Genomic DNA, 17,570 nt, shown 5'->3' on the forward strand with positions numbered 1-17,570 from the left:
CGTGACCATTCCCATTTTTCGCCACACAACGACGGTATTTGCGCCTCTTGCGGGCACGCGCTGCCGGTCAGCGTGACCGAATACGGGAAGCGCGGGCCGAACCGCACCGGCCTGATCGTCACCGTCGCGCTGCACCTGCTGCTGATTGCCATCTATTTCCTCCAGCCGCACCGCGAGAAGCATGCTCCGCCGCCGGCCGGCTCGACCATGGTCTACATCGCCCCTCTGCCGACGGGCAAGCCCAAGCCTAAAGCCCAGCAGCAGCAGGCGCCGAAGAAAACTCCGAAGACGCCGCCGGTGCGTATCCAGCGACTGCCCAACACGATCACTCTGCCCAACGAGAAGCCGGTCGAGGTGGTGAAGGAGGAGCCGAAGCCGGTGACCCAGCCGCCGCCGCCGGAGATGGACATGCAGGCCTACATCGAGGCGCGCCGCAAGGCACGCGGCGCCAGGGATCCGGGCGACTCGCCGTCCGAGGAAAGCGAGAGTGCGCGCGCCACCCGCATTGCCACGGCCAACATCGCCGCGGCCAATGGGCGCACGCACGGCGACGACAAGAACGAAACGGGCGGCGTGTTCAGCCTGTCGAACAAGACCTTCCACAGCGCCGACCTGAAATTCCGCGGCTGGAACCCGAACTTCAAGCGGCGCTGGCTGCAGCAAGTGACGGTGGAGCAGGGCGCCGAAGTGGACGTCGAAACGGCCATCATCAAGAAGATGATCGAATTGATCCGCAAGGAAAAGACCGGCGATTTCGAATGGAACTCGCACCGCCTGCAACGGGTGGTGACAATGAGCGCGCGCCCCCAGGATACCGCCGAATTGCAGGCATTCCTGTTCAGGGAGATGTTCCCGGACTATAAGCCGCCGGGACGCTAAGGCGCGGCATCGCGCCGCGCAGCAGGTATGCGGCGGCGGTCAGGTTCCAGACCGCCTGAACCAGCAGGATGCCGGCGACCACCGTCGCCGTCATGTTCGACCCCGCCGCAACCACGGCGATGGCCGGCAGGGCGCCGCTCACCAGTCCCACCATCCCGAACCCGCGGGCGCCGAGCTGCCCCACCAGGGCGATGGCCCAGGCGACGGCGCCGATCGACTGGCACACCCACGCGACGCGCGCGATGTCGGTCAGGGCGACTCCGGCGATCGCCTGGATCATCCAGTAGCCGGCGCGCACCGCGTCGGGCGAGCCGGTGGCGAACAGCGCCGCCAGGTCGGTACTGATAAATCCGTCGATGATGGTGGCCACGAACATCAGCATGCTGCCGGCGCCGTAGGCGATCAGGCCCATGAGGACGGGCGCGCGGCGCAGCCCGAGCCGCTGCGACAGCACCGTATAGCCGAACATCAGCCCGCCGAGGCAGGCCATCGCGACGATGTGAACAAGCTGGTGCGATGCGCGAATCCTGACCAGGCCTTGCAGGATCTCCAGCGGATTGCTGCCCTGCGCGCTCGAGTCGAGCGCCACGGCGGCGATCGAGGCAATCGCGCAGAGGGCGATGATCACGCCGGCGTTGCGGGCGGTGGTGTCGGTTTCTTGTTCCTGGTGGGCGGTCATGCGCGCATCCTTTCAGTAAGTGGTCGCACGGCGGATCGCGTGCTGGCCTTACTGTGCGGGGAGATCATGTCGCCTTCGTGCCGGCGCGGTAAAGATGTGTAAAGTCAGCCGGCGGACGGCAGCGTCACGCGAAAGCAGCAGCCGCCGGCGCCGTTCGGCAGGCACTGGGCGTCGCCGCCGTGGTGGCGCGCGATCTGGCGCACCAGACTCAGGCCGAGGCCGACGCCGCCGGCCGCCTCGCTCGCGCCGGCAATCCGGTAGAACGGCTCGAAGACGCGCTCGCGTTCGGGTTCGGGAATCCCGGGGCCGCCGTCGCACACGTCGAGCCGCAGGGCCGCGCCCGCGCCGGCCGCGAGCCGCACGACGATCGCCGAACCGGCGCCGTAGCGCACGGCGTTTTCCAGCAGGTTGCGCACCATCCGGCGCAGCAGTTTCGGATCGCCCGCGATGCTGTGCGCGCGCGCCTCCAGCGAAGCGTCCACCCGCGCGCATTCTTCCGCCACGATGCCGGTCAGGTCGACTTCCTCAAGGCGAGCCATGTCGGCGCCCACCGCATCGAGGCGGCTGGCCAGCAGCACTTCGTCGATGAGCTGGTCGAGCTCCCCAACGCTGCGCCGCAGTTCGGCGCCGATTGCCGGCGGCGCCTGCTCCGCCATCAGTTCGGCGGCCATGCGGATTCGCGCCAGCGGCGAGCGCAGTTCGTGCGAAGCGTTTGCCAGCAGCGACTTCTGGGCGCCGACGAGCTTTTCGATATGCGCGGCCGAGGCGTTGAAGCTGGCGGCCAGGCGCGCCACCTCGTCGTCTCCCTCCACCGCAACGCGCGTCGCCAGCTGGCCTGCGCCCCAGGCTTCGACGCTGCGCTGCAGCCGCTCGAGCCGGCCGGTAAGCCGCCGCACCACCGGATAGGAAGCCACCGCGACCACCAGCGCGATGATGGCCAGCAGTGCTCCGAACCCGATCGCGTGCCTCTGCGGGCCGACTGCCGCCAGTCCCGCGCGGGCCGGATCGAAGACGTGGTGCGCAAGCCCGAACAGGATCGACACCGCCAGCAGGCTGGCCAGCACGGCCACGTAGAAGCGCACATACAGGCGTCTGCCCGGCGCCACGCGCGTCGCCGCCTCAGGCATCGTGCACCCTGGCGAATACGTAGCCGGCGCCGCGCACGGTGATGATGCGGCGCGGCTGCTTGACGTCGTCCTCGATCGCGGCGCGCAGGCGGCCGACGTGGACGTCGATCGACCGGTCGAAGGGATCGAATGCCTCGCCTTTGACCGCGTCGAGCAGCTGCTCGCGCGACAGCACGCGGCCGGCCCGCTCGGCCAGCGCGACCAGCAGGTCGAACTGATAGGAGGTCAGTGCGCGCGCCTCGCCGGCGAGCCGCACGGCGCGCGCTCCAAGGTCGATTTCGAGGCGGCCGAAGCGCAGCAACTGGCTTGCCGATGGCGTCGCCAGCGGAGGGCGGCGCAGCACTGCGCGCAGCCGCGCCAGCAGCTCGCGCGGCTCGAACGGCTTGGGCAGGTAGTCGTCGGCGCCGATTTCGAGGCCGACGACGCGGTCGAACGGATCGCCTTTCGCGGTCAGCATCATGACCGGGATCGCGCTCAGGGGCGCGGGGAGCGCGCGCAGCTGGCGGCAGACGTCGAGGCCATCGGCGTCCGGCAGCATCAGGTCGAGCAGAATCAGCGCGATGGCCTCGCCGTCCTGCCGGAGCGCCGCAAGGCCCGCCTGCGCGGTGGCCGCATGGCGCACCGTAAAGCCGTGCGGCGCGAGATAGGCCGCCACCATGCCGGCCAGGCGCTCGTCGTCTTCGATCATCAGGACAGTCTGGATCATGCGGGCATCATACCTCAGTGTATGCGCGACCTCAGATGGCCGGCGAACTTCGCCCGCTGTTCGGGCGTGAGCACGTCGGCCGCGTCTTCCACCGCCGCCAGGACGCGCCGGCTCATGAAATCCATGCGCTGCATCTGCTCCACGCGCAACTGCTCGAGGGCGGCGCGGTCGACCACCGGTGCCATCAGCAACTGGTGCGCGCTGGCGTGCGCCTGGCGGAACTGTTCGTGCACCGGGCGCAGGTCGGCCATGGCGCTCTTGGCAATGGCTGCCACCCGCGCCTTCTGGTCCGGGCTGGCGTCGGCGGCGATCTGTTCGACCATCTTGTCGATATGGGCGTCCATGGCCGCGGGATCCATCGCCATGTGGCCGGCGTGGCCGTGAGGGCCGGGCAGGCCCTGCGCGCCGATCGCGAAGCTGGCGCCGCCCGCGCCGGCCGCAAGGGCCAGCGCGGCGGCGATCAGCCAGCGCCGTCCGGCGCGTGGCGCCATGACGGCGGTATTGGTTTCATTCTGCGTTTTCATCGGGAGCCTTTTATGGGGTGGGAGTAGTTCCACTGTAAGGCAGCCATTTGGCGGGAGTGTGTACGGCGCGTAAAGAATTGTAAAGCGAATTGCAACGGAATTTACATTGACTGGGGCCGGCGAAGTTAATACGGGGCTGACATGCCTCAAGCTCGCCGCTTTACCGGGGAGCGGGCCATCCAATTCGATCGGGATTGGTTTAAAAGTACGGGCGCCGGCTTTAATGGGATTGTATGCAGGCAGAATATTTACAGTAGTTTCCGAATATCGATTTCCGCAAGTCGATAATTTTTCCCCACTCCCTTCGCTCCAGGCATATGGCCTCCGGCCGCTCAGAATACACGCGATTGCCAGTTTAATTCTCTCCAAATGTAACGTGTTGTTTTTATTTCAAATGGCTAACAACGACGAAAGGATTTTGGTTATATTGAATTCCCGTTTTTGATTATTGACGGTTCCGGGAACTCTGGTTCCCCGCATTAAACATCTGCTGTCGAGATTATCAGGGCCGTCTTTGCATTATATGCGTTGCGCATAAAAAGACCGTCCGATTCACATAAGATTGTGAATCGGTTTGTTAAATATGTCAAATCTGTTAAATCATAAAAATAATTATTTGCTTTTCGTTCTGTCTGCTAAAACTAAAACACGGGATGGGTAAAGATGAAGATGATGACTATCACCAGGTGCCTGGTGACTGCGGCTGGCTGCGGCGTGGCTTTCTCGGTCGCCAGCGCCGTTCCTGACCAGGTGCCCGGCACCCAGACGCAGGACCCAACCCTCAAGCCGGCGCAGCCGTCGAAGCCGCCGGCGCCTGGCATGATCCAGGGCGCCGGTCCCGCCGCGGCGCCGGCGTCGCCGGCCGACGGCGCCACCATCTCCGTCTCGCGCTTCACCTTCAGCGGCAACGATTCGCAGCCGGACGACAAGCTGGCCGCGCAGGTCGCACCCTATCTCGGCCGGCCGTTGACCCTGGCCCAGCTGGGCGAAGCGGCCGATGCGGTCAAGCGCTACTACCGCGCGCAGGGCTGGTTCCTGGCGCAGGCCTACATTCCGGCGCAAGCGCCCGCCAGCGGCGTGGTCGACATCGCCGTGCTGGAAGGGCGCATCGATACCGTCACGATCAACGTGGCCGACGATGCGCCGATGAGCAAGAGCTACGCCAACAACCTGGCTAACCACTTCCTGAAAAGCGGGCAGACCATCACCGAAAACGGCATCGAGCGTCCGCTGCTGCTGCTGCGCGACGTGCCGCGCGTGGACGCCAAGTCCGTGATCGACCCGGGCAGCACGGCAGGCACCGCGAGCATCACGGTCAACGTGGTCACCGATCCGGACGCCCCGCGCATCAACGGCCGGCTCGAGTTCGACAACTACGGCAGCCGCACCACCGGCAAGAACCGTCTCGGCGGCGAGATCAACGTCAATAACCCGTACGGCCTGGGCGACCAGCTGTCGCTGCGCGGCTTCCGCGCCAACGAGAACGGCAACGGCTTCGGCCGCGTCGGCTATTCGCTGCCGGTGGGGCCGCTCGGCACGCGCGTTGGCGTCAGCGCGGCGCGCCTCGACTACGTGCTCGGCAAGGAGATCGCGGCGCTGGGCGCGAACGGCGTGGCCAACGTCATCTCGGCCAATGCCGCGCACCCCCTCATGCGCAGCAAGAACAACAACCTGTTCCTGCAGCTGGTCTTCGAGCGCAAGAAGCTGGACGACAGGACCACCACTCCGGTGGCGACCTCCGACCGGCGCACCCTCAACACCGGCCGGCTCCAGCTGAACGGCGACGTGCGCGACGATTTTTCGGGCGTCACCGTGTACAGCATCAGCGGCATGCGCGGAGACCTGAAGATCGACGATCCCGAACTGGCGTTCCTGGACCAGCAGCCCGATTTCGGCGCACGCGCGGCCGGCAAGTTCAATAAGCTGATGTATTCCGTGCAGCGGCTGCAGCAGCTCGCGCCTCCACTGCACCTCTTGCTCAGCGTGAGCGGCCAGCAATCGAACAAGAACCTTCACGCGGCCGAGAAATTCACCATCGGCGGCGACAACACGGTGCGCGCCTTCCCGGTCGGCACCCTGGTGGGCGACCACGGCGTGGCCGCCACGGCTGAACTGCGATTCGCGCCATCGATGTTGAAGTACAACCGCTTCGACGCCGTGGCCACGCTGTTCTACGACTATGGCCGCACCACCCGCAACCACGACAACAGCAACCTGAAATACGAGTACAACTCGTCGCATATTTCGGGCTATGGCGTCGGCCTGAACCTGGGCTATGCGGACAAGTTCCTGCTCAAGGTATCGGCGGCCTGGCAGCACAAGGGCCTGGACCCGCTGGATCCGGCGTTCGTGCCGAAAGGTGGAGCGCGCATCTGGGCCCAGGCCGCGTACGCATTCTAGGAACACCCAACACGTTTTGTTTGCAAGCTTTGCCACCTTTGCAGGCCGGGGCGGAACCGCGAGTGCGGCGCCGTCGCCGCCGGTGCGGGGCCCGGCTTGCGTCGCTAAACAATGCAGTCGAGTCCACGTAAGGAAATGATCATGTCCAAATCCGCCCAATCGAATCAAGCCGCCCAGGCGCGCGGCATCCGCCGTTTCGTCCCCACCTCGATCAAGCCGATCGTCGTCAAGCTGACGCGCAAGCTGTCGGTGACCTACTGGCCGGGGCGCCGCCGCACCGTCAGCGCCACGCTGCTGGCGCTGCTCGCCGGCTTCGTGCACAGCCTGGCCGCCGCCTCGCCGACCGGCGAACGGGTGGTGTCGGGCAGCGCCGTCGTCTCGCGCCCGAACGCTTCCACCACCCTGGTCACCCAGGGCTCGCAGAATGCCATCATCAACTGGCAGAGTTTTTCGATCGGAGCCGGGGAGGGCGTGCGCTTCGTCCAGCCAAGTGCATCCGCGGTGGCGCTGAACCGGGTGGTGGGCAACGATCCGTCGCGCATCTTCGGTTCGCTGTCATCGAACGGCAAGGTATTCCTGGTCAATACCGCCGGCGTGTATTTCGCGCCGGGAGCCAGCGTGGACGTCGGCGGCCTGGTGGCGTCGAGCATGCGCATCAGCGACGCCAATTTCAACGCGGGCAACTACAAATTCGAGGGCGGCGCGGGCGCCGGCGCGGTGGACAACCAGGGCATGCTGCGCGGCGCCTTCGTGGTGCTGGCAGCGCCGCAGGTGAGCAACAGCGGCAGCATCGTAACGACGGGCGGCTCCGCGGCGCTGGCCGCGGGCGGACGTGTGTCGCTCGACATCGCCGGCGACAAGCTCGTGAGCCTGAATGTGGATGCTGCCACCGCCAATGCGGCCGTGGTCAACTCGGGCAGCATCAGCGCCGACGGCGGCAAAGTGTTCATGAGCGCGCATTCGGCCAACGCGGTGCTCGACACTGTGATCAACACCAGCGGCGTGGTGCGCGCCAATTCGATCGGCATGCGCGACGGCCAGATCGTGATCGACGGCGGCAACGCCGGCACGGTTGCCGTCAGCGGCACGCTGGCCGCCAGCGGTGCGGAGGCGGGCGCCAAGGGCGGTTCGGTGGCGGTGCTGGGCGATCGCGTCAGCCTCCAGACGGGCGCGAATGTCGATGTGTCGGGCGACGCAGGGGGCGGCAGCGCGCGGATCGGCGGCGACTTCCACGGCGCCGGGGCGCTGAAGACCGCATCGCAGACCCAGGTGGAGAAGGGCGCTTCGATCAATGCCGACGCCATCACCAGCGGCAACGGCGGCACGGTGGCCGTGTGGTCGGACCAGCATACCGGGTTCGCCGGCAGCATTTCTGCGAAGGGCGGCGCGCAAGGCGGCGACGGCGGCTTTGTGGAGACCTCTGGCAAGCGCACGCTGGCATTCTCCGGTAAAGTCAGCACGACCGCCGCGCACGGCACCACCGGCACCTTGCTGCTCGATCCGACCGATATCACGATCAGCAGCGACTCGAGTTCCAGCGACCCCAGCACTGGAACTTCGATCCTCAATTCGAGCGACCTGTCCACAGCACTGGACAATAACAACGTGATAGTCGATACCGTTTCCGGGCAGAGCGGCTCTGGCAATATCACCGTCAATGACGCCGTCACCTGGTCCCAGGATTACAGCCTGACGCTGAAGGCCGTTGCGAACATCACCGTCAACCAGCCGATTACCAGCAATGGGGGCAACGGGGCGATCAACCTGAACGGCGACGGCGCGATCGTGGCCGGGACGTTGATCAGCGGCGGCGGCAAGATCAACATTGCCGGCAATGGCGGCGGCTCCAACCGGGCCGGCTCCGTGGTCGGCACCTCCATTGTGTCGAACGGCGGCGACGTAAGCGTGTACTCCCGGGGCGCCGTATCGACTGGCAGCATCCATGCCGGCACCGGCACGATTACGATCGACGGGCAATCCGACGTGGCGATTACCGGCGCGCTGACCTCCGGCAATTCGGGTACTCCGCCGGCGATCGTCGTCAATGCAGGCTCCAACTCTTCGGCAGGCAGCGCGGGCGGTGGCGACATCACCGTCTCTGGAAGCGGCTCGGTCAACGTCGCCGCCGGTCAGTATGCAACGCTGTACACCGGCAGCGTTGCCGGCAGCACCGGCCTCACTGGCTTGGTGGGGGCGGGCAGCGGCATGTTCCGCTACGGCAGCGACGCAAACATTCGCAACTTCAGCGCCGATCTCACCCCCGGCGTGAGCGCGGTGTACCGAGAGCAGCCGACGGTCACGATTCCTGGCAGCTCAATCTCGATGTTCTATGGCACTGCGGTTCCAGCCCTGTCGCCGCTGCCGACAGGCCTGGTGAACGGCGACACGAATGCGCAGGCGCTTAGCGGCGCGTTGACGCTTTCGGTCGGCGGCAGTACTTCCTCGAGCGGCCTGCCGACGGTTGGCGCGCATCCTGTCACCGCATCCGGCATAAGCGACCAACTCGGATATCACGTCGACTACGCTCTCAACACGCTTAACGTACAACCAAAGGCGCTATCGATGAGCGGATTGTCGGTGCCGGCAAGCAAGGTTTATGACGGAAGCACGACGGCGGTGGTGAGCGGCGCGCCGACGCTCGCCGTGAGCGAAGCCATTTATTCCGGCTCGGGCAGCGACGGCAAGAGCTACATCGGCGACGTCGTTGCTTTGTCCGGCACCGCAAGTGGCACCTACAACAGCAAGAACGTCGTGGGAGCCAGTAGCGTGACCTTCGGGGGCCTGACGTTGGCCGGCGCCGACGCCAGCAATTACATCCTGACGTTGCAGCCGGCCTTAGCGGCGACTATTACGCCCGCGCCGCTGACTGCCACCGCTACAGCTCCCAACAAGGTCTACGACGGCACCACCGTCGCGACTCCGACGTTTAGCATTACGGCCGGCCTTGCGGGCACCGAGACGGTGAACGTGATCGGTTCCGCCAGTTTTAACACGAAGGATGTCGCGACCGCGAATGTGGTAACGGTGAATTCCGTTTCGCTGACCGATGGCGCTAACGGCGGGCTGGCCAGCAACTACAGCATCGCTTCGGGCCAGACTGCGGCCGCAACCATTACGCCGGCCGTATTGACCGCGAGCGTGTCCGCGCCGGACAAGGTGTACGACGCAACAACGACGGCGGCGGCGCCGCTGATTACGGTGACCGCTGGTCTGGTTGGCGGCGAAACCGTGGCCGTCAGTAGCACCACCGCAAATTTCAACAGCAAGGACGTCCTGAGTGCAAACCAGGTCACTGTCAATGGCATCGCGCTGGCCGACGGCACCAACGGCGGCCTGGCTAGTAATTACAGCCTCGCCACGAGCGCAACCGCCACTGCGCACATTATACCCAAAGCTTTGACGGCCACTATCACGGCGCCCAACAAGGCATACGACGGTACGACTGCGGCGACGCCCACGGTCGCCATCACTGGTGGCTTTGTCGGTACGGAAACCGTCAGTGTCGCCAGCGGGACGGCCAGCTTCAACAGCAAAGATGTACTGACGGCCACTACGGTGACTCTCAACAGCGCCACGCTGGCCGACGGCTCCAATGGCGGCATCGGCAGCAATTACAGCATCGCGCCAGGCGCCACGACGAACGCGAATATCACGCCGGCGACATTGAGCGCGAGCGTGTCCGCACCGGACAAGGTGTACGACGGTACCGTCGTCGCGGCGCCGGTCGTGACGTTGACCGGCGGCTTGGTAGCCGGGGAATCGCTGGGCGTCAGCGCCACCGGCAGTTTCAACAGCAAGAATGTGCTTGATGCCCATCAGGTCACGGTCGACAACTTCACGCTGGCCGACGGCGCCGGCGGCGGAATGACCAGCAACTACTACCTGCCCGCGGTTGGCACCGCGGTCGCGCACATCACACCAAAAGGCTTGTCCGCTAGCTTCACGGCGACCGACAAGACGTACGACGGCACAACCGCTGCGGTGCCGACGGTGGCCATCACCGGTGGCTTTGTAGGTACGGAGACCGTCAGCCTCACCGGCAGCGCCGCCAGCTTCAACAGCAAGGACGTGCTGACGGCGAATACCGTCACCCTCGACAACGCCACGCTGGCCGACGGTGCCAACGGCGGCCTGGCCAGCAACTACAGCATTGCGTCAGGTGCCACCACAACTGCGCACATCACACCAGCGGTATTGACCGCCACCGTATCGGCACCGGACAAGGTGTACGACGCCACCACGGCCGCCGCGCCGGTGGTGACGCTGACCGGTGGATTTGTCGCCGGCGAAACCGTCGTCGTCAGCGGCGCCATCGGCAGTTTCAACACCAGCGACGTCCTCACCGCCAATCAGGTTACGGTCGACAGCATTTCGCTGGCGAACGGCGGCGGCGGCGGCCTGGCCAGCAATTACAGCCTTTCCGCGGGCCAGGTCATTCTCGGAACGCAGATTACGCCGAAGACCCTGTCGATGAGCGGCCTGTCGGTCCCGGCTTCCAAGGTCTATGACGCCAACACAGCCGCCCTGGTCAGCGGCACGGCGACCCTGCAGGCCGCCGAGGCGCCCGGTGCCGGCACCTCCGCCGATGGCAAACCATACATCGGCGACGGCGCCGCCATCGTCGGCACGCCGGTAGGCACCTACAACAGCCAGAACGTTGCGGACGCTTCGAGCGTTACGTACAGCGGCTTGACGCTGGCGGGGCCGAAAATGGCGAACTACACCCTGGCGATTCAGGCCCCATCCGCTGCGACGATCAGTCAGGCCCACATCACGAGCGTCAGTTCGCTCCTCAGCGCCGACAAGGTCTACGACGGCAATACCACCGCGGCGCTCAACTCCGCGGGCGCCGTCTTCAACGGTGTAGTCGCAGGCGACGTGTTGGCAATTGCCGGCGGCACGGCCAATTTCAGCGATCGTAACGTGGGCGCCGGAAAAACCGTGTCGATCAGCGGCTTCACGCTGGCTGGTACGACCGCCAGTAACTACACCCTCGATAACAACACCGCGACGACCACGAACTCGATTACCCGGCTCCCGAGCGTCACTTACATCGGCGCCAGCGGCGGCGATTGGGCCTCCGCCGCCAACTGGCAGGGCGGAGCGCTGCCGGACGCCGCAAACGTCGCCAAGGTCGTCATCCCGGCCGGGAAAACAGTCAACTTTACGAACGCCGTGATACCGCTGGCCGGTTCGGTCCAGCTCGACAACATTGAGGGCGGCGGCACGCTCAACGTCGGTGGCGGCGCGCTGACCGTAGCGCAGGCACTGAACGCCGGCGGATACAGCCAGACCGGCGGCGCCGTTCTCGCCGATTCGATGACTGGTGCTTCCTTCAGCCAGACCGGCGGCACGCTGAACGTGGCGCACTCGCTCAATACCGACAGCTACGCCCAGTCCGGCGGATCGACCGCGGCCGGGTCGGCGACGGCCAATACCTTGTTCAACCAGACCGGCGGTACGCTGGCGGTAACGGGGGCGCTTGACATCCAGCAGGCTGCGGGCACCGTTAGTCTGGGCGACCTGACCGCGGGAACCGTGGCGATCGGCGGCGGTGCGGGAGTGCGCCAGGCTGACGGTACCGCTGTCGCGGTCCAGGACGGCATTACGCTGGCAACGGGTGCAGGCGATGTCTCCCTCGGCAATGCCAATAACGCCATCGACAAGGTCACCGTCGACAGCGTCAACAACTTCGCCCTGGCGACCAATGGCGGCCTGACGTTTGTTCGAGCCACTGTCGGCGGCGCCATGGACGTGGTTGCCGGCGGCCCTGTGAGCCAGACCGGGGCGCTCTCGGTCAGCGGCGCCAGCAATATTGCGGCGTCAGGCCAGGACGTCTCCCTGGGTATGGCTACCAACGACTTCGGCGGCGCATTGACCCTGACGGCCGGCACCGCAGCGATCAAGGATGCCAATGCCCTGACGGCGCATTTGAGCACCACCGGTGCCACCAGCCTGGCCAGTGCCACCGGCCTGATCGTGGACGGCACCAGTGGCGCCCTGACCACTGATTCGGCCTCGCTGGCGTTCGGCCCGACGACGGTCATCGGCGCGCTTGGCGCCACTTCCCGCGGCGCGGTCAGCCAGACCGGGGCGCTCTCGGTCAGCGGCGCGAGCAATATTACGGCGTCAGGCCAGCATGTCTCCCTGGGTATGGCTAGCAACGACTTCGGCGGCGCCTTGACCCTGGCCGCCGACACCGCAACCATCAACGCCAATACCCTAACGGTGCATTTGAATACCACCGGCGCCGCCAGCCTGGCCAGCGTCACCGGCCTGGCCGTGGACGGCAGCAGCGGCGCGCTGACCACTGACTCGGCCGGGCTGGCGTTCGGCCCGACGACGGTCACAGGCGCGCTTGGCGCCACTTCCCGCGGCGCGGTCAGCCAGACCGGGGCGCTCTCGGTCAGCGGCGCCACCAATATTGCGGCGGCAGGCCACGACGTCTCCCTGGGTATGGCTACCAATGACTTCGGCGGCGCATTGACCCTGGCGGCCGGCACCGCAGCGATCAAGGATGCCAATGCCCTGACGGCACATTTGACTACCACCGGCGCCACCAGCCTGGCCAGCGTCACCGGTTTGGCCGTGGACGGCGCCAGCGGCTCCCTTGCCACTGATTCGGCTGGTTTGGCGTTCGGCCCGACGACGGTCACCGGCGCGCTTGGCGCCACTTCCCGTGGCGCGGTGAGCCAGACCGGGAAATTGTCGGTCAGCGGCGCCAGCAATATTGCGGCGTCGGGCCAGGACGTCTCCCTGGGTATGGCTACCAATGACTTTGGCGGCGCATTGACCCTGGCGGCCGGCACCGCAACGATCAAGGATGCCAATACCCTGGCGGCACACCTGACCACCACCGGCGCCACCAGCCTGGCCAGCGTCACCGGTCTGGCCGTGGACGGCAGCAGCGGAGCCCTGACCACCGATTCGGCCGGGCTGGCGTTCGGCCCGACGACGGTCACCGGCGCGCTTGGCGCCACTTCCCGCGGCGCGGTCAGCCAGACCGGGGCGCTGGCCGTGACGGGCACCAGCAACGTGGCGGCGTCAGGCCAGGACGTCTCCCTGGGTATGGCTAGCAACGACTTCGGCGGCGCATTGACCCTGACGGCCGGCACCGCAACGATCAAGGATGCCAATGCTCTGACGGCGCATTTGACCACCACCGGTGCCACCAGCCTGGCCAGCATCACCGGCCTGGCCGTGGACGGCAGCAGCGGCGCCCTGAGCACCGATTCGGCCGGACTGGCGTTCGGCCCGACGACGGTTACCGGCGCGCTTGGCGCCACTTCCCGTGGCGCGGTCAGCCAGACGGGGAAATTGTCGGTCAGCGGCGCCAGCAATATTGCGGCGTCAGGCCAGGACGTCTCCCTGGGTATGGCTACCAACGACTTCGGCGGCGCATTGACCCTGACGGCCGGCACCGCAACGATCAAGGATGCCAATGCCCTGGCGGCGCACTTGACCACCACCGGCGCCACCAGCTTGGCCAGCGTCACCAGCCTGGCCGTGGACGGCAGCAGCGGCGCCCTGACCACTGATTCGGCCGGGTTGGCGTTCGGCGCGACCACGGTCACCGGTGCGCTTGGCGCCACTTCCCGCGGCGCGGTTAGCCAGACCGGGGCGCTGGCCGTGACGGGCACCAGCAACATCGCGGCGTCAGGCCAGGATGTCTCCCTGGCGATGGCTACCAACGACTTCCGCGGTGCCTTGACCCTGGCCGCCGGCACCGCAGCGATCAAGGATGCCAATAACCTGACGGCGCATTTGACTACTACCGGCGCCACCAGCCTGGCCAGCGTCACCAGCCTGGCCGTGGACGGCAGCAGCGGCGCCCTGACCACCGATTCGGTCGGGTTGGCGTTCGGCCCGACCGCGGTCAGCGGCACGCTTGGCGCCACTTCCCGCGGCGCGGTCAGCCAGACCGGGGCGCTGTCGGTCAGCGGCCTCAGCAATATTGCGGCGGCAGGCCAGGACGTCTCCCTGGGTATGGCTACCAACGACTTCGGCGGAGCATTGACCCTGGCCGCCGGCGCCGCAGCGATCAAGGATACCAATGCCCTTACGGCGCATTTGACCACCACCGGCGCCACCAGCCTAACCAGCGTGGCCGGCTTGACGGTGGACGGCAGCAGCGGCGCCCTGACCACTGATTCGGCCTCTCTGGCGTTCGGCCCGACGTCGGTCATCGGCACGCTTGGCGCCACTTCCCGCGGCGCGGTCAGCCAGACCGGGGCGCTGTCGGTCAGCGGCCTCAGCAATATTTCGGCGGCAGGCCAGGACGTCTCCCTGGGTATGGCTACCAACGATTTCGGCGGCGCCCTGATCCTGGCCGCCGGCACCGCAGCGATCAAGGATGCCAATAGCCTGACGGCGCATTTGACCACAACCGGCGCCACCAGTCTGGCCAGCGTCACCGGCTTGGCGGTGGACGGCAGCAGCGGCGCGCTTACCACCGACTCTGCCGGGCTGGCGTTCGGCCCGACGACGGTCAGCGGCGCACTTGGCGCCACTTCCCGCGGCGCGGTCAGCCAAACCGGGGCGCTCTCGGTCAGCGGCGCCACCAATATTGCGGCGTCAGGCCAGGACGTCTCCCTGGGTATGGCTACCAACGACTTCGGCGGCGCATTGACCTTGGCGGCCGGCGCCGCAGCGATCAAGGATGCCAATGCCCTGACGGCACATTTGACTACCACCGGCGCCACCAGCCTGGCCAGCGTCACCGGTTTGGCCGTGGACGGCGCCAGCGGCTCCCTTGCCACTGATTCGGCTGGTTTGGCGTTCGGCCCGACGACGGTCACCGGCGCGCTTGGCGCCACTTCCCGTGGCGCGGTCAGCCAGACCGGGAAGTTGTCGGTCAGCGGCGCCAGCAATATTGCGGCGTCGGGCCAGGACGTCTCCCTGGGTATGGCTACCAATGACTTCGGCGGCGCATTGACCCTGGCGGCCGGCACCGCAACGATCAAGGATGCCAATACCCTGGCGGCACACCTGACCACCACCGGCGCCACCAGTCTGGCCAGCGTCACCGGTCTGGCCGTGGACGGCAGCAGCGGAGCCCTGACCACCGATTCGGCCGGGCTGGCGTTCGGCCCGACCACGGTCACCGGCGCGCTTGGCGCCACTTCCCGCGGCGCGGTTAGCCAGACCGGGGCGCTGGCCGTGACGGGCACCAGCAACATCGCCGCAGCGGGGCAAGCCGTCACGCTGAACGATGCCGGCAACGATTTCGGCGGCGCGGTGGCACTGTCCTCCTCGGCTGCCAAGGTGACCGACAAGAATCAATTGTCCATCTCCGCCCAGACCAGTGGCGGGCTGGACATCCACTCCGGCGCTCTGACGCTGGGCGCCACAGGCGTCACCGGCGACCTGAGTATGGTTGCCACCGGCGCAATCAGCCAGACCGGGGCGTTGTCGGTCACGGGCAACAGCAATATTTTGGCGACAGGCCAGGACGTTGCCTTGGCGATGGCGACCAACGACTTCGGCGGAGGGTTAACCCTGGCCGCAGGCACCGCAACGATCAAGGATGCCAATGCCTTGGCGGCGCATCTGACTACCACGGGCGCCACCAGCCTGGCCAGCGCGACCGGTCTGACGGTGGACGGCAACAGCGGCTCCTTGGCCACCGACTCGTCAGGGCTCACGTTCGGCACGACAAAGGTCACAGGGGCGCTGGCAGCCGGTTCCCGCGGCGCAGTCGGCCAGACCGGATCGCTGACTGTGACCGGCGCCAGCAATATTGCCGCAGCAGGGCAAACCGTCGCCCTGAACGATGTCGGCAACGACTTCGGCGGCGCGCTGACCCTAGCCGCCGGCACCGCGACGATCAAGGATGCCAACGCCCTGGCGGCACACCTGGCCACCACCGGCGCGACCAGCCTGACCAGCGTGGCCGGCTTGACGGTGGACGGTGGCAGCGGCGCGCTGACCACTGACTCGGCCGGGCTGGCGTTCGGCCCGACGACGGTCACAGGCGCGCTTGGCGCCACTTCCCGCGGCGCGGTCAGCCAGACCGGGGCGCTGGCCGTGACGGGCACCAGCAACATTGTGGCGTCAGGCCAGGACGTCTCCTTGGGAATGGCTACCAACGACTTCGGCGGCGCCCTGACCCTGGCGGCCAACACAGCAATGATCAAGGATGCCAACGTCTTGGCGGCGCATTTGAACACCACCGGCGCCACCAGCCTGTCCAGCGTCGCTGGCTTGACGGCGGACGGAAGCAGCGGCGCCCTGACCACTGACTCGGTCGGGCTGACGTTCGGCCCGACGACGGTCACGGGCACGCTTGGCGCCACGTCCCGCGGCGCGGTCGCCCAAACCGGGGCGCTGGTCGTGACAGGCACCAGCAACATCGCCGCAACCGGTCAAGCCGTCACGCTGAACGATGCCGGCAACGATTTCGGCGGCGACGTCACGCTCGCTGCAGACAGTGCAAAGCTGGCCGATAAAAATGCGCTTAGCTTCGCTTCTGCCGACGTCACTGGCAACCTGCAGGCTGGCGCGAAGGGCGACGTCACCCAGAAGGGCATTGTGAAGGTCGGCGGCACCACTAGCATCGATACGACTGGCGCGGTCAACTTGGCCAACGCGGCCAACGACTTTGTCGGCGCCGTCAGCGCCACCGGCTCCAACGTCACGCTCAGGGACGCGAACCTGATCACGGTCGGCAAGATCACGGCACCGCAGGTCGACCTGACGGCCGGCTACGGCCTGCAGATGACCGGAAGCGGCATCATCGATTCGCCGAAGGTCAGCCTGGCGCTGACGCAGTTCACCGGCAGCGGCTCCATCGGCACGGCGACGCTTCCGTTCAAGGTCAAGGACAACGCCAACGTCACGCTCGGCGCCCTGACCCCGGCGGTTCCAGCGTTCTTCGGCGGCTCCGGCGTGCAGGTGTCGGTGACGAACGGCGTCGCGCTCAGGGAGTACTCCAGGGAGCTGGTCGCTCTGTACCTCGGCAACTCCAAGCCGTACAACCGCGTGCTCGATGACTTCGTCAGCCAGAACATCGTATCGCTGTCGAAGATCCTGCGCGACGCCCAGAAGAAGGCCGACAGCAGCACCGACCTGATCGACAACGGCATGCCGATCGACCTGACCGAACGCGCGGCCTATCCGCACGCCGGCTCGTTGAAGCTGAAGGAGCCCTGCAAGGACCGCAAGGACTGCAAGTAAGGCGATGGCGGGGCCGGCTGCGGCCGGTCCCATGCCCGCTGCCGGTTCCGCCGGACTTTGACCGCATCACCCGAACGGGG

The 17,570-nt window shown here is 66.7% G+C and carries 7 protein-coding genes; 3 read left to right on the forward strand and 4 right to left on the reverse strand.

What is annotated here, in order from left to right; translation table 11 throughout:
- The first annotated feature begins 72 nt into the window (after window positions 1–72).
- A complete protein-coding gene (locus Q4S45_RS22550; RefSeq protein ID WP_305507769.1) occupies window positions 73–879 on the forward strand; it encodes a cell envelope integrity protein TolA in 807 nt (268 codons plus the stop codon).
- Here Q4S45_RS22550 and Q4S45_RS22555 read toward each other — a convergent pair.
- The 4 genes from Q4S45_RS22555 to Q4S45_RS22570 all read right to left on the reverse strand — a co-directional run bounded on the left by Q4S45_RS22555 (window position 839) and on the right by Q4S45_RS22570 (window position 3,915).
- The gene (locus tag Q4S45_RS22555; RefSeq protein WP_305507771.1) at window positions 839–1,558 is read right to left on the reverse strand and encodes a hypothetical protein; all 720 of its coding nucleotides are present in this window, start codon (window positions 1,556–1,558) and stop codon (window positions 839–841) included. The two genes, Q4S45_RS22550 and Q4S45_RS22555, sit on opposite strands and share 41 nt — an antisense overlap.
- Before the next feature lie 104 nt (window positions 1,559–1,662).
- Window positions 1,663–2,685 carry a HAMP domain-containing sensor histidine kinase gene (locus Q4S45_RS22560; protein ID WP_305507773.1) on the reverse strand — a complete coding sequence of 341 codons (1,023 nt, stop codon included), beginning with the start codon at window positions 2,683–2,685 and terminating at the stop codon, window positions 1,663–1,665.
- Entirely contained in the window at window positions 2,678–3,391 is a 714-nt protein-coding gene (locus Q4S45_RS22565) for a winged helix-turn-helix domain-containing protein (protein ID WP_305507774.1), read from the reverse strand. The genes Q4S45_RS22560 and Q4S45_RS22565 overlap by 8 nt, the downstream gene beginning before the upstream one ends.
- A gap of 14 nt (window positions 3,392–3,405) precedes the next feature.
- Entirely contained in the window at window positions 3,406–3,915 is a 510-nt protein-coding gene (locus tag Q4S45_RS22570) for a periplasmic heavy metal sensor (RefSeq protein WP_305507776.1), read from the reverse strand.
- 663 nt (window positions 3,916–4,578) lie between these two features.
- On the opposite strand from Q4S45_RS22570, the gene Q4S45_RS22575 reads away from it, so the two are divergent.
- Entirely contained in the window at window positions 4,579–6,315 is a 1,737-nt protein-coding gene (locus Q4S45_RS22575; RefSeq protein ID WP_305507777.1) for a ShlB/FhaC/HecB family hemolysin secretion/activation protein, read from the forward strand.
- Between the two features lie 141 nt (window positions 6,316–6,456).
- Window positions 6,457–17,490 (forward strand): YDG domain-containing protein, encoded by an 11,034-nt coding sequence (locus Q4S45_RS22580; protein WP_305507779.1) that lies wholly within the window; start codon window positions 6,457–6,459, stop codon window positions 17,488–17,490.
- Window positions 17,491–17,570: the final 80 nt, after the last annotated feature.

Source organism: Massilia sp. R2A-15, from assembly GCF_030704305.1.
Classification (GTDB): Bacteria; Pseudomonadota; Gammaproteobacteria; order Burkholderiales; family Burkholderiaceae_D; genus JAFCUW01.